This is a genomic window from Reinekea thalattae, assembly GCF_008041945.1.
Lineage (GTDB): Bacteria > Pseudomonadota > Gammaproteobacteria > Pseudomonadales > Natronospirillaceae > Reinekea > Reinekea thalattae.
Genome location: NZ_VKAD01000003.1, coordinates 160430 through 174179, shown reverse-complemented (window position 1 = coordinate 174179; position 13750 = coordinate 160430). Strand labels below are relative to the sequence as shown.

Annotated in this window: 17 protein-coding genes; 13 read left to right on the top strand and 4 right to left on the bottom strand. The window is 48.3% G+C overall.

Annotated features, from left to right (window positions below; all coding sequences use genetic code 11):
* Positions 1-4: 4 nt before the first annotated feature.
* Together FME95_RS13060 and FME95_RS13055 are read right to left on the bottom strand one after the other, a co-directional pair.
* On the bottom strand, positions 5-664 hold the full coding sequence (locus tag FME95_RS13060) for an MBL fold metallo-hydrolase (protein ID WP_147714941.1): 660 nt from the start codon (positions 662-664) through the stop codon (positions 5-7).
* A 94-nt stretch (positions 665-758) separates the two neighbouring features.
* Positions 759-1409, bottom strand: coding sequence for an alpha/beta family hydrolase (locus FME95_RS13055; RefSeq protein ID WP_187265533.1), 651 nt, complete (start codon positions 1407-1409; stop codon positions 759-761).
* An 80-nt stretch (positions 1410-1489) separates the two neighbouring features.
* Between FME95_RS13055 and FME95_RS13050 the strand changes: the two genes are divergently transcribed.
* Positions 1490-1753 carry a hypothetical protein gene (locus FME95_RS13050; protein ID WP_147714940.1) on the top strand — a complete coding sequence of 88 codons (264 nt, stop codon included), beginning with the start codon at positions 1490-1492 and terminating at the stop codon, positions 1751-1753.
* A gap of 13 nt (positions 1754-1766) precedes the next feature.
* Here the strand turns inward: FME95_RS13050 and FME95_RS13045 are convergent, their stop codons facing one another.
* Positions 1767-2801 (bottom strand): type IV pilus twitching motility protein PilT, encoded by a 1035-nt coding sequence (locus tag FME95_RS13045; RefSeq protein ID WP_147714939.1) that lies wholly within the window; start codon positions 2799-2801, stop codon positions 1767-1769.
* A 157-nt stretch (positions 2802-2958) separates the two neighbouring features.
* Between FME95_RS13045 and FME95_RS13040 the strand changes: the two genes are divergently transcribed.
* The 11 genes from FME95_RS13040 (at position 2959) to FME95_RS12990 (ending at position 11982) form a co-directional block, all read left to right on the top strand.
* Entirely contained in the window at positions 2959-3648 is a 690-nt protein-coding gene (locus FME95_RS13040; RefSeq protein ID WP_147714938.1) for a YggS family pyridoxal phosphate-dependent enzyme, read from the top strand.
* A gap of 60 nt (positions 3649-3708) precedes the next feature.
* Positions 3709-4530, top strand: a complete 822-nt coding sequence (gene proC / locus FME95_RS13035) for a pyrroline-5-carboxylate reductase (protein WP_187265532.1) — start codon at positions 3709-3711, stop codon at positions 4528-4530.
* A gap of 51 nt (positions 4531-4581) precedes the next feature.
* The gene (locus FME95_RS13030) at positions 4582-5166 is read left to right on the top strand and encodes a YggT family protein (RefSeq protein WP_147714936.1); all 585 of its coding nucleotides are present in this window, start codon (positions 4582-4584) and stop codon (positions 5164-5166) included.
* A gap of 139 nt (positions 5167-5305) precedes the next feature.
* Positions 5306-6475: a homoserine O-succinyltransferase MetX gene (metX, locus tag FME95_RS13025; RefSeq protein WP_147714935.1), complete on the top strand. Its 1170-nt coding sequence runs from the start codon at positions 5306-5308 to the stop codon at positions 6473-6475.
* The gene (gene metW, locus FME95_RS13020; RefSeq protein WP_147714934.1) at positions 6465-7064 is read left to right on the top strand and encodes a methionine biosynthesis protein MetW; all 600 of its coding nucleotides are present in this window, start codon (positions 6465-6467) and stop codon (positions 7062-7064) included. Before metX ends, metW begins: the two co-directional genes overlap by 11 nt.
* 235 nt (positions 7065-7299) lie before the next feature.
* A complete protein-coding gene (locus FME95_RS13015) occupies positions 7300-7707 on the top strand; it encodes a hypothetical protein (protein ID WP_147714933.1) in 408 nt (135 codons plus the stop codon).
* Between the two features lie 63 nt (positions 7708-7770).
* Positions 7771-8460: a ComF family protein gene (locus FME95_RS13010; protein ID WP_147714932.1), complete on the top strand. Its 690-nt coding sequence runs from the start codon at positions 7771-7773 to the stop codon at positions 8458-8460.
* A gap of 77 nt (positions 8461-8537) precedes the next feature.
* Positions 8538-9152, top strand: coding sequence for an RdgB/HAM1 family non-canonical purine NTP pyrophosphatase (gene rdgB / locus FME95_RS13005; RefSeq protein WP_147714931.1), 615 nt, complete (start codon positions 8538-8540; stop codon positions 9150-9152).
* Positions 9149-10327, top strand: a complete 1179-nt coding sequence (hemW, locus tag FME95_RS13000) for a radical SAM family heme chaperone HemW (protein WP_147714930.1) — start codon at positions 9149-9151, stop codon at positions 10325-10327. The genes rdgB and hemW overlap by 4 nt, the downstream gene beginning before the upstream one ends.
* A gap of 3 nt (positions 10328-10330) precedes the next feature.
* Complete coding sequence (waaA, locus tag FME95_RS12995; protein WP_147714929.1) at positions 10331-11680, top strand: lipid IV(A) 3-deoxy-D-manno-octulosonic acid transferase; 1350 nt, start codon at positions 10331-10333, stop codon at positions 11678-11680.
* 20 nt (positions 11681-11700) lie between these two features.
* Positions 11701-11982: a peptidylprolyl isomerase gene (locus tag FME95_RS12990; RefSeq protein WP_147714928.1), complete on the top strand. Its 282-nt coding sequence runs from the start codon at positions 11701-11703 to the stop codon at positions 11980-11982.
* On the opposite strand, the gene ubiT is transcribed toward FME95_RS12990, so the two are convergent.
* The gene (ubiT, locus tag FME95_RS12985; protein ID WP_147714927.1) at positions 11979-12557 is read right to left on the bottom strand and encodes a ubiquinone anaerobic biosynthesis accessory factor UbiT; all 579 of its coding nucleotides are present in this window, start codon (positions 12555-12557) and stop codon (positions 11979-11981) included. The genes FME95_RS12990 and ubiT overlap by 4 nt on opposite strands.
* A 151-nt stretch (positions 12558-12708) precedes the next feature.
* On the opposite strand from ubiT, the gene ubiU reads away from it, so the two are divergent.
* Positions 12709-13704 (top strand): ubiquinone anaerobic biosynthesis protein UbiU, encoded by a 996-nt coding sequence (ubiU, locus tag FME95_RS12980; RefSeq protein ID WP_147714926.1) that lies wholly within the window; start codon positions 12709-12711, stop codon positions 13702-13704.
* Positions 13705-13750: the final 46 nt, after the last annotated feature.

The window sequence follows — 13750 nt, the reverse complement described above, 5'->3', positions numbered from 1 at the left end:
CCCACTAAGCGTTGCGCGCGGCCAAGGCAGCTAAGCTGACATAAGGGTTAGATTGCTTCTGTTCAGCGAAGGTCGATTCAGGGCCATGACCCGGAATAAAACGATACTCATCGCTCAACGGCCAAAGCTTCTCTGCAACGGAGCGAATAAGGTGTTCATGATTACTGCGCTCAAAATCGGTTCGACCAATCGAGCCAGCAAATAACACATCACCAACCCAAGCCAGTTTTTGCTGGTCATGAATAAAGGATAAATGACCCGGCGTATGACCCGGCGTTTGTAATACTGTTAATCGATGATTACCAACCACCAGCTCATCGCCTTCGGCTAAATAACGGTCGGTGCTGACATTACGCAAGCCACTGAGACCAAACATCTGGCATTGCTGCTCTATCGACTGCAGCAGAAACTCATCTTCAGGGCCAGGACCAATCACCGGAACCGAAAGCTGTTCACGAATAGTTTGCGCTCCACCAGCATGATCAAGGTGGCCATGCGTTAACCAAATAGCCGTCAGCGTCAACCCCTTATCCTCAACTGCCTGCATTAGACGATCAGGCTCGCCGCCCGGATCAACCAACACCGCTTCATTGGTTTCATCGCACCAAACCAACGAGCAGTTTTGCATAAGCTCAGTGACGGGAATGGTCATATATTGCAACATTGATGGCTTCCTTAATTTATTTCTTTAATTAATCTGACTGATCGATCGCACAGAGCTGCTGAGAATCCAGCTTTATACGCACTGCTTTATAGCGTTATACGCATTCTTTTATAAAACCAGCAACCGCTTCAATCGCGCTCTGCATATGTTGTTCATGAGTCAAGCCGCTAGCCTTACGCGGTTTGAGGTCGTGATCGCCATCGGCAAACCACTGCACCCTGATCTGAGCCGGTAAATCGTATTCGGCAACCTCTAAAGCATTACCCATTGGGTCTCGCTCGCCCTGACAAATAAGTACCGGGGCAGACAGATCTGCAAAGTGCTCAACTCGCAACTTATCGGGTTTGCCCAACGCATGAAAAGGGTAACCTAAGACTGCAACGCCAGCGACATCTCGTTCGGCAGCTAACAACGTTGCCATGCGACCGCCCATCGACTTACCACCAATGACAACAGGCTCATCCGCAGCAGCCTCATCGATAACTCGTTGGAAACAGGCTAGCAATTTATCGGCACGCTCCGGTGGCCGCTTTTTACCGGTCTGCCGCCGTTGGTACATATAGTCAAACTCGAAACGCAGAACTCGAATACCTTGCGCCACCAAACCTTCGGCCATGGCATTCATAAAGGGCGAATCCATCGGCGCACCGGCGCCGTGCGCCATAATATAAAGCGGACAACCCGAGTCACCCTGTAGCAATCGTTGCGTCACACAAACCTCTATTCTCTTACCTTGATTAGACATACCTTTCCTCGCTGCCGCCGAATGCATTAAGCTGACAATCTATTAAGCTGACATAAGACATAGATAGAGGAGAGCTTTTTATGTCGTTTATTTCCATCGGTATTATCATGCTGACTATTGTATTGATTCAATACTTGCGCACCTTTAGTAGAAGGCGTCCAGTAAAGCCGAGCAAATCTGAAATTGATGCGATTATTGAAAAGGTGGCCGTGTTTGAAGCGCTAGCCAAAGATGCCGAAGCGCTCAACTATCTAGAAAAAGAACTTAAACAGCACCCTAACAATCAAAAACTGACTGCAAAAAAACAGGCGCTGCTGGCACGAATGAGCGATCAACAAGGCTAGAACTTAACAACCACTAGATCGACTCTGGCTGTTTCGCCTTAGCTTTGGCTGCGTCTAAGCTAATCACCCCTTGAGCCACCAGTTCGGATAAATGCTGATCCAACGTTTGCATACCAAACTGAGCTCCGGTCTGAATGGCCGAATACATCTGCGCTACTTTATCTTCACGAATCAGATTACGAATAGCCGGCGTACCGAGCATAATTTCCCGAGCCGCGACTCGGCCACCTTCTGGCTTTTTCACCAGTGTTTGAGAGATTACCGCCATCAGTGATTCTGACAACATGGAGCGCACCACCGACTTCTCTTCGGCAGGGAAAACATCAATAATCCGGTCGATCGACTTCGCCGCCGACTGAGTATGCAAGGTGGCAAACACGAGGTGTCCGGTCTCAGCGGCTTCCAAGGCTAAGCGAATAGTCTGCAAATCTCGCATTTCGCCAACCAATATCACATCTGGATCTTCACGTAATGCGGCGCGCAAAGCCTCACTAAAACCTAAGGTATCGCGATGCACTTCTCGCTGATTAACCAGACACTTTTTCGACTCATGAACAAACTCAATTGGATCTTCGATGGTGAGAATATGCTCTTGTCGAGTCTCGTTAATGTAGTTAACCATCGCGGCCAAGGTTGTCGATTTACCAGAACCTGTCGGCCCGGTTACTAAACAGATACCACGCGCGGTTTGGCAAATCTGCTCAAACACTGGGCCCATCTGCAAATCGCTCATCGTTACAATCTGATTAGGAATGGTTCGAAAAACCGCACCAACGCCTCGCTGCTGATGAAAGGCGTTGACTCGAAAGCGCGCAACGCCTTCTAGATCAAACGACAAGTCCAACTCTAAGCTGGCTTTAAAGTCCTCAATCTGTTTGTCCGACATCACCGAATAGATCAATTTTTGGGCATCGTCATTTGAAAGCACAGGCGCATTAATTTTTAACACGTCACCATCGACCCGTATCATGGGCGGCAAGCCAGCCGAAAGATGTAAATCGGAGGCGCCCTGTTTCACACTAAACGCCAATAAATCGGTAATTTCCATTCGTTACTCCACATTAACCCATGATCTAAGTGCTGTGCTTTCTGATAGAATAGTCAGACAAATGAGCTTAACACGGCCAGTGACTCTGGCTAGGTAGAAATTTAGCCCTAGTGTAATTTATTAGCCCTGCTGTAATTCAATAACGTAGAGAACTATCATGTCAGCGCCTCAGCTTGAATCTCAACTCGCATCCGTCAATCAACGCATAGTCGAAGCTTGCAGCAAAACAAAGCGAAACTGCGATGATGTCGCGCTATTGGCGGTCAGCAAAACCAAACCGTTAGCCGACATCATTACCCTGTACCAAGCAGGTCATCGCCAGTTTGCCGAAAACTACGCCCAAGAAGGTGTCGAAAAGTGCCAGCAAGCCCCGTTTGACGACGCCATCTGGCACTTTATTGGCCCACTACAGTCTAACAAGACCAAACTCATCGCCGAGCATTTTGATTGGGTGCACACCATCGATCGTGAAAAAATCGCACGCCGACTCAGCGACCAACGCCCACCAGAAAAGCCGCCATTAAATCTGTTGATTCAGGTAAACATCAGTCAAGATCCGGCAAAATCTGGTGTCACCGCGGCGCAGGCAGTCACACTGGCCAAACAGATATCAGTACTGCCAAATGTTCGGCTACGCGGACTGATGACTATTTTAGAAGCGCAGCTCAGTGAACAGCACAGGCTGGCGCAATTCCAAGAATTGAAAAAACTGCAACAAGCCCTTATTAAAGAGCATCCAGATTGCAAAGAATTATCGATGGGCATGAGCAGCGATTTTGAACTCGCCATCCAAGCTGGCGCAACGATGGTCAGAGTGGGCAGCGATATTTTTGGCAAACGTAGTTAGCTTAAGACTTCGACCTCGATGACCCAAGGCAGCACTCAACAACGACTCAGGAGCAGTGCATTGAAGCAACAAAAACTCGGATTCCTCGGCGGCGGCAACATGGCCAATGCGATAAATAGCGGCTTAATCGACAGCGGCTACAACCCCGAAGCAATCATGGTGTGCGACCTCAACGAGGCTCAACTTGAGCGCTTTAGCGCGCGCGGCTGCCATACAACTCAGGATGCAGCGGAGCTTTTCGCTTGGAGCGATGCCATTGTGCTTGCCGTTAAGCCTCAAGTACTCAAAAGCGTACTGGAGCCATTGGCCGAACTGGCGCAACAACAGCGTCCACTGATTCTCAGTGTCGTTGCCGCCATTCCATCCAGCAGTATTGATCAATGGTTGGGTGGCGAACTGGCTATTATTCGCACCATGCCAAACACACCCGCGCTGGTCAGCGCTGGCGCCACTGGCTTATTTGCAAACCCGTTAGCGAACCAACAGCAACGAGCCTTTGCCGAACATATTTTTCAAGCTATTGGCGAATTCTGCTGGGTAGCAGAAGAAGATTTATTGCATGCAGTGACAGCCGCGGCAGGTAGTGCTCCAGCCTATTTTTTTCGCTTTGCCGAAGCCATGACCAAAACCGCACTGGCGCAAAATTTAACCGAACAGCAAGCTCGACAGCTAATTGGCCAAACCATGCTGGGTGCCGCTAAAATGATTCTACAAACGGACGAAAGCATTAGCCAAATGTGCCAAAATGTATGTTCTCCAAACGGCACCACTGAACGAGCTATTCGTAGTTTTGAAGCAAATAACATCGATGAGTGGGTCGACCAAGCGATGAGTGCCTGTTATGACCGATCGGTTGAGCTGTCCGATCTACTGGCAAAATAAAGCACGGACAGAAAAAACAATCATTAGACCAACCTATATTGGAGTATTTCCATGTTTCTTATTCAAATGATTCTAAGCATCGCCTTTAACATTGTCTTAGTCTCTTTAGTGGCTCGCTTTTTAGCACAGATGGCGCGCGCCGATTTTTATAATCCACTGGCGCAAACCGTGGTTAAAATTACCGATCCATTTTTAAAACCCGCGCGCCGAATTATCCCCAGCGTTGCAGGCTTGGATATGGCCTCGCTAATATTGATCATCCTTGGGCAGCTACTGTATTCGGTTTTAATTTTGCTCATTAACGGAGTGAATCCGTCAACCTATATTAGTACTCTGGTTATCGGTAGTTTGATCGCTAGCGGTGTTCTAATCCTTTGGGTTATTTACTGGTCGATGATCATTGTCGCTATCGCAAGCTTTATCTTAATGGGCCAACACAATCCTTTTGTTTATTTTATTTCTCAAATGATTGAGCCTTTCGTTGGCCCGTTTCGTCGCTTAAACTTACAAATTGGCGTGCTTGATCTTTCCTTTATTCTGGCGATCATTGTGATCTATTTGCTCAAAGACTTTTTGCTACTGCAAACCATTGGTCCTGTCGTCGGTTATACACCTCGTTTGTTTGTTGGCGGCTAATCCACCACTATACTGGCCAGCGCTCATTCGCTGGCCTTCTATTAACAGCAAAAAGCTATTGCCAGTAAATTGATAGCGAGCCTCGGATTAACAAGCCACCAAACAACGAACCACTTAATAACAAATAAAGAGCAATTCAATGCCTACAGAAATCCCGGCAGACAGTGTTGGCCTAGTCACACCACAGATCGCCCAGTTTGATGAGCCACTGACGTTACGCAGTGGCCGCGTACTGGAAAGCTATCAGTTAGTGTATGAAACCTACGGCACTCTAAATAAAGATCACAGCAACGCCATTCTAATTTGTCACGCCCTCAGCGGTCATCATCACGCCGCTGGCTATCATTCTATGGACGACAAAAAACCCGGTTGGTGGGATTCAGCTATTGGTCCGGGTAAGCCTATTGATACTAATCATTTCTTCGTTGTAGCACTGAACAACTTAGGCGGCTGTCACGGCTCTACTGGGCCGACTTCAATTGACCCAACAACTAACGAACCTTACGGCCCGGAATTCCCAATTATGGCTGTGCGTGATTGGGTCACCAGCCATGCACGCTTAGCCGACCGTTTAGGGATTAACTGCTGGCATGCGGTTGTCGGTGGCTCGTTAGGCGGCATGCAAGCATTGCGGTGGTCAATAGACTACCCAGAACGGTTAAAAAAATGCGCCGTCATTGCAGCAGCACCGAAGCTCACCGCACAAAACATTGCCTTTAACGAAGTAGCGCGACAAGCGATTACCAGCGATACCGAGTTTCACCAAGGCTACTATTACAAGCACGATACACTGCCACGCAAAGGCTTAGCTTTGGCGAGAATGCTCGGCCACATCACCTACCTGAGTGATGACAGCATGCGCGATAAATTTGGTCGTGAATTAAAAACCGGCAAACTTAATTTTAACTATGAAATCGACTTTGAAATTGAAAGCTACCTGCGTTATCAGGGTAAGCGATTCTCTGACATGTTCGATGCTAATTCCTATTTGTTGATGACCAAGTCATTAGACTATTTTGATCCCGCCAGCGACTTTGACAACGATTTGAGCAAATGCCTCAGCCGTAGCCAATGTAAATTCATGGTGACTTCGTTTTCTACCGATTGGCGTTTTGCACCGGAGCGCAGTAAAGAGATCGTCGATGCTTTAGTACGTGCGCAAAAGCCGGTGTCCTATTTAGAAGTTGATGCCCCTCAAGGCCACGATGCCTTCTTGTTCCCCATTCCTGAGTACTTCAGTTTTTTACGGAACTTCTTGAACCCTGCCGAATTAGGCACGACTGAAGGAGCAGCGCCGCATGCGTCATGATCTAAAATACATCGCCAATTGGGTTAGCACTAACGACCGAGTACTCGACCTAGGTTGCGGCGACGGTGAATTACTGGCCTATCTAAGCGCTGAGAAAAACACCAGCGGCTACGGCATGGAAATTAATATCGATGAAATAATTGCCTGTACCGAGCGCGGCGTTGATGTTATTCATCAAGACCTTAATGACAGTTTGGACTACTTGGATGATGCCAGTTTCGACACGGTGATGATGACGCAATCATTGCAACAGACTCGTCACCCAGAAATTTTGCTGAACGAAATGGTGCGTATTGGCAAACGAGCCATCGTCACCTTTCCTAATTTTGGCCATTGGACCACGCGTGTTTATTTAGGCTTAAAAGGCATGATGCCGATGTCTAAAACCTTCCCTTTTCGTTGGTATAACACGCCCAACATCCATAACTGCACCTTTAAGGATTTTGAAATTCTCTGTAAGGAGCAAGGCATTCGTATTATTCAGCGAACGGTTGTAAATACCGACCTTGAAGAAAGCTGGGCCATTAAATTGATGCCCAACATCTTAGGTCAGGTCGCGCTTTATCATATTGAAAAACAAGAACGCTAATTTTCAAAAAGGTAATTTCTACAGCCTACTATCACTTCGCACCTTCTAGTCTTTGCCGAGTAGAAGGTGCGATTGATTTACCAGCAGTTCAACTGCCGTAATTTTTATTCTTCACAAAACATTAGCGAACAATAGATTCAAAACACCAATTAACTTCGCATAATGCCAACCATTGCCTATAGGTTTGCAAAGATGGCAGAATGTTCTGTTATATCAAAAATCAAGAGAAATTATTATGAAGCAATTGGTCGCGGTCGGCGTATTAGCCTTATTAGCCGTAGGGTGTACAACAACCGGAACTCGCATCAACAACACTATATCTGAATACCAAGCACCTCCGGAAACAGCAGCCGATCGTAATGCTATGAGGCCTGAATTAAATGAATGGTGTGACAGTTATAAAGAGAGCGTTCGAGGTCTTACCATTACATGTTCAATGACTGAAGACGTGTTTGTTTTTTATACAAGACTTAAACCTCGATATGAATGGACTCGGGACGGAGTCAGTTCAGTTATCGCCAATTTCGAAGCTTGGGGCTGTGACTCTCTAAAACCCGAGTTGGAAGCGGGTTTCGCTATGGTCACTAAGTTAACAGATACGACTCACTACAATTTCACCACAATAGAAGATTGTAATATTTAGCGATTACATCTAATTCTGCTGTTTGAAAGATAGCAGCAAGAACCTTCACAAAGGACAGTACTGATGAGCAAGGACGCTCTGTTGTCACGATTACCGCTGTTGTGCCCAGCCTGCTTACAAAGTTCACCGCAAGGCTTATTGTGCGAGGTGTGCCACAGTTATCTTGCTGTCATTAATTCACCTTGCCCTCGCTGCAGTGAACCAGACTGTTTCGATTTAATCTGTGGACAATGCCTAAAAAAACCGCCCGTTTGGCAACACAGCCGAATTGCGTGGCACTTTCAAGATTTAAGCCGCTACCTCATTCATCGTTTTAAATACCAAGCCGACTTCGCCGCTGGGCGTGCTTTAGCCGCGGCTTGGATAGAGCATTTTGAGCAATCCACTCACTCAACCTATGTTTTACCCGAGGCTTTGGTGGCTGTGCCGATGCATCATCGGCGGCAATTTAAAAAGGGTTTTAATCAGGCACAGTGGCTAACTGACTACTTTGCTAAGCATTACCAACTTGCGGTTTGGCGGGGTTTAAAGCGCAGCATGGCAACCGAATCGCTAGAAGGTTTAACAAAAAAACAACGCCGCCTCGCATTAAAAGGTGCCTTTACGGTGGCAGAGAAGCCGCCACGCCATATTGCCATTGTCGATGATGTTTATACCTCAGGTGCAACGGTGAACGAAATTGCTCGTCTGTTGGCAAAATCAGGCGCCGAGCAAATTGATGTTTGGGCATTGGCGCGGACACCATTACAATAGCGCCCTTTTTATCAAACCTAGGTCTGGTAAATGACCATTCACAACTCTGCGCCAACGCGCAGCGAGAGGATTTTTACATGTATTGTCAGCGCCAGTGGGTACTCGCCTCGAATAACGCCGGAAAGTTAAAAGAGTTTAATGAATTGCTTGCACCGATGAACATCGAGATCAAAGCGCAACGTGAATTCGGTGTCGAAGACGCGGTTGAAGACGGCCTCAGCTTTATCGAGAACGCCATTATTAAGGCTCGCCATGCCGCCAAAGCTACCGGACTTCCGGCTTTATCTGATGATTCCGGTCTAGAAGTAGACTTCTTAAAGGGCGCGCCAGGTATTTACAGCGCGCGCTATTCGCAGATGAACGGCGGTGAAGCTGGTGATTTAGCCAACCTCAACCTCGTATTAGAGCAAATGAAAGGCGTCGCGCCGGAGCAGCGCATCGCTCGTTTTCATTGCGTGCTGGCCTTTGTTCGCCATGAGCTAGACCCAACGCCGATTATTATTCAAGGCACTTGGCAAGGTACTTTGCTGGAAGCAGCGCGCGGCGAAAATGGTTTTGGCTATGATCCTATTTTTTGGGTCGAAAGCGAGCAATGCAGCTCTGCTGAGTTAAGCAAAGAACGCAAGAACCAACTCAGTCATCGCGGTCAGGCGGTACGACAATTCAAAGCCAAGATGGAAACCCTACTTTGAGCTTTGAATTAACCACGCAAGCAACGGCTGAATTGCCAAAACTTTCAGCCTATGTGCATGTGCCTTGGTGTGTTCGTAAATGCCCGTACTGCGATTTCAATTCGCATGCCGCCGATGCAGACAATATTCCCGAGGCTGAGTTCTTACAACGCATCGAACAAGACATCAAACAGGATGCAGGCTTAGCTCAAGGGCGAAAGATTGAGTCATTGTTTTTTGGCGGCGGTACGCCGAGCTTATTAAGTGCGCAGGCCATCGGCCGCATCATTGAATTGTTGGCGCAGCATGTCGGCTTTAGCGACGGTGCTGAAATCACCCTCGAAGCAAACCCGGGTACAGTAGAAGCCGATCGCTTTATTGGTTATCGCAAGGCCGGAGTTAATCGACTTTCGATGGGTATCCAAAGTTTTAATGATGATCACCTTAAAGTACTGGGCCGCATTCATTCCGCCGATGAAGCCAAAACAGCATTTGCACTGGCGCGCGAAGCAGGCTTCGACAACATAAATCTCGATCTAATGCATGGCTTGCCGGAGCAAACCTTGCAGCAGGCATTAGCCGATCTCAACAGCGCTATTGAGCTAGCACCAGAACACCTGAGTTGGTACCAACTTACCATCGAAGCAAACACCGAGTTTTATAACAAGCCACCGGCGATTCCAGACGACGATCGGCTCTGGGAAATCCAACAAGCAGGACAAGAACGGCTGGCCGAAGCAGGCTATAACCAATATGAAGTTTCTGCCTACGCCAAACAACAGCGCCAATGTCGACACAACCTGAACTACTGGCGCTATGGTGACTATCTAGGCATTGGCCCGGGAGCCCACGGTAAATACAGTCATTGGCAAGCAGATGAACTGCACATCACACGGACGCGAAAAACTCGCTTACCGCGTGATTACCTCAATCAGCAAAAGCCGCTGGTTCGCCTTGAAGAAAGCGTGCCTTTAGAAGACCGCCCGTTCGACTACTTTATGAATAGCCTTCGCTTGCGCGAAAGCACCGACTTGGCCGACTTTATTAACTTTACCTCGGTACCACTGGCGCACATAGAACCGACCTTGCAACTGCTACAAGAAAAGGGTTTTATAGACTGGCAGAGCAATTCTATCGTCACAACCACCAAAGGTTACCTATACTTAAACGAAGTATTGGCGTGCTGGCTGGAGTAAATTATGAAACAACGTCTCGCCCTAAGTGGCTACTCACTTCTTTGTTGGCTCCTAACACCCTTAGTTTTCATTCGCCTTTGGCGCAAGGGCCGCAACCTGCCAGACTACCGCAAGCGTTGGTCTGAACGGCTCGGTCATTGGCCAGAAATTCCAACCGGCTGCTTATGGATTCACGCCGTCAGCGTCGGCGAAACCATTGCCGCGCAAAACCTAGTGCAGCAATGGCAACAGAAACACCCGGGCATTGCTATCGTGATCAGTTCGACCACTCCGACCGGCTCGCAAACCGTGCATAAACTGTTTGGTCAGTCGGTTTATCACGCCTATTTGCCGTGGGATATCAGCTACATTCAAAGCCGACTGGTGAAGCAGCTGAAGCCGCGCATGCTGGTGATTATCGAAACCGAACTTTGGCCCAACCTAATTCATGCTTGCCATAAGCAACAGGTGCCGGTGCTTTTAGCTAACGCCCGGCTGTCTGAAAAATCGAAAAAGGGCTATCAGCGTTTTAGCGCACTGACAGAGCCAATGCTGAATAAATTAACCGCCATCGCGGCGCAACACACGCCCGATGCCAACCGCTTTATTGAATTGGGCTTCGACGAGAAAAAGCTGCAAGTCACCGGTTCGATTAAGTTCGATATCTCGCTCGACCCAGAGGCAGCACTGGAAACTAAAAAATTAAAACAGCAACTCGGCAACCGCCCAATCTGGATTGCCGCCAGCACTCATGTTGGTGAAGAAGAACAGCTCATTGCCATCCAAGCCAAGCTACGGGTTAAAATCCCTGACGTATTGATGATTTTGGTACCGCGTCACCCTGAACGCGCCGATGCCGTTGGTGGCCTGCTTTACAATAACCATTTAGAGTTTGCGCGCCGCTCACACGAGCAAATTCCGAGCGCCGATCAATCGGTATTTTTAATCGATACTCTGGGCGAGATGATGACTTTTTTCGGTTTGGCAGACGCCGCCTTTATTGGCAACACCCTGCTCGAAACGGGCGGTGGCCATAACCCAGTTGAACCAGCAGCACTGGCAAAACCGGTGTTAATGGGCGAGCACTACGTCAACTTCCAATCGATTGTTGAAGCCATGCACAGTGAACAGGCGGTGATCATCACACACGGCAACGAAGATTTACTGAGCCGACTCACTGGCTTGCTGCAATCGAAAGACCTACGCGACACCTACGGCCAACGCGCCTATTTGTTCCATCAAAAACAACAGGGCGCATTAAAACGCCTGATCAGCTGGATTGAAACGCTTGCCGATATTTCGCCTTCGGCACCGGCCAACACCATTCGCTTTCGCCGTGTTGAACAAAAAAGCGATGACAACTTTCCGATCTAAATAACAAGGACTCAAGCTTCATGGCAAACACCGCCTGCGCCCGACACATTCTGGTTAAAAGCAAAGAGCAAGCTGAAGAGATTTTAGCCAAACTCAACAAAGGCCAAGATTTTGGCAAACTGGCTAAGCAGTATTCCACCTGCCCTTCAGCTAAAAAGGGCGGCGACCTTGGCGAGTTTCGCCGTGGCGATATGGTGAAAGCATTCGACGATGTAGTCTTTAAAAAGAAGGTGCTCGATATTCACGGCCCAGTAAAAACCAAATTCGGTTTTCATATTATCCAGACCATTTTTCGTAACTAACCAATACCCACAGCGGACTCAAACGCCACCAGCCGACGTAACTGCTTGATCATCGCTTGCCAAGCTTTTGGCAACTCATCTTCATCGAGTGCATCGAGCAAATTCTTAATGGTTAAACCCATTTCAACATCGCCTTCGATGGCTAGCTGGCGCTGAAAAAACAGCGTGTCAGGGTCAACGCTTTGGCTGACCAAACTCAAAAAAGCGGCGGCTGTTGCACTGATGGTGACATCGGGTTGCAAGCTGGCATCTACAATTAAAGCCTGTTCAGCAAAGCCAATGTGCCAACGCTGTTGGTTGTCTTTTGATTCGTCTTTTAATTCAATGGCGCAACAACGCTGGGCTAAAAAGTCGAGTTCGCCGTTATCGATTTGCTCCGCCAATGCTTGGTTCAGTAGCCGAGCCAACAACTTAGCCTGCAATGGTTGCGGTAATTTGGCAAACAGCCAGCTGCTGGCGAGTAGGCTTTTTTCGAGTGGTTTAGTCTGTATTGCTAGACGATGCACGCTGGGTGCTAATGCATCTTTTGCGTTGTCTAAGCATTGTTTCGGCGAAGGTATTCGGTTCAAGATCATTCGGTAGACTCTTAATTTCAATAAATAATTACAATAAATAATAGCGATAAAAACGCGACACTACGGGCTCTGGCCCCGAGCGACATTGATATTCATCAATGCACGGCCAACCAAGCGGACTACACTCTGCTGTTTTTTTGGAGCCAACAGTATGGAGCTTGTCTGTCCCGCCGGTAGTCTCAATGCCTTTAAAGCCGCGGTAGAAAACGGTGCCGATGCGGTGTATTTAGGGTTCAAAGATGAAACCAACGCTCGGCATTTTTCTGGCTTAAACTTTAACGACAAGGCGGCGCAAAAGGCGCTTCAATTGGCGCGAGACAAGGGTGTAAAACTCTTTGTCGCGATCAACACTTACGCCAACGACGAACACTGGAGCAAATGGCAACAGGCGGCAGACTCTGCCGTTGAGCTGGGCGCCGACGCGATTATCGCAGCCGATCCTGCTGTACTTGGTTATCTAAGCACGCGACACCCAGAGCAAACATTACATCTTTCGGTGCAAGCTTCTGCCACCAACGCTGCGGCACTGGCGTTTTATCAGCGACATTTTAATATTCAACGCGCTGTGTTGCCGCGCGTACTTTCATTACCGCAAGTGGAAGCGTTAGCCAAAAGCAGCCCTGTTGAGTTGGAAGTGTTTGCCTTTGGCAGCCTCTGCGTGATGGCCGAAGGCCGTTGCTACTTAAGTTCATACCTGACCGGCGAATCGCCGAATACGGTCGGCGCTTGCTCTCCAGCCAAATACGTTGCTTGGCAAAATGATGGCACAACGCTCAAAGCGCGGCTAAACGATGTACTGATCGACCAATACAGTGAAGCAGAAACCGCAGGCTACCCAACACTCTGCAAGGGTCGATTTCAGGCACTGGGCAAGCAATTCCACGTGCTAGAAGAACCGACCAGCCTTAATACTTTGGATATTTTGCCTCGGCTACATGCCTCTGGCATTAAGGCATTAAAAATTGAAGGCCGTCAGCGCAGTCCGGCTTACGTCGCGCAAGTGGTTCGTGTTTGGCGACAGGCGATTGACCATTACCTCAGCCACCAAGAAAGCTTTAAGGTCGACAGCCAATGGCAGCAACAATTATTGGCCGTCTCCGAAGGCTCGCAAATCACCCTTGGCGCTTATGAACGAAACTGGCAATAAACCGCTCAGCTTTATCAAGCCATTGCGATAACACCCTCTATTGATC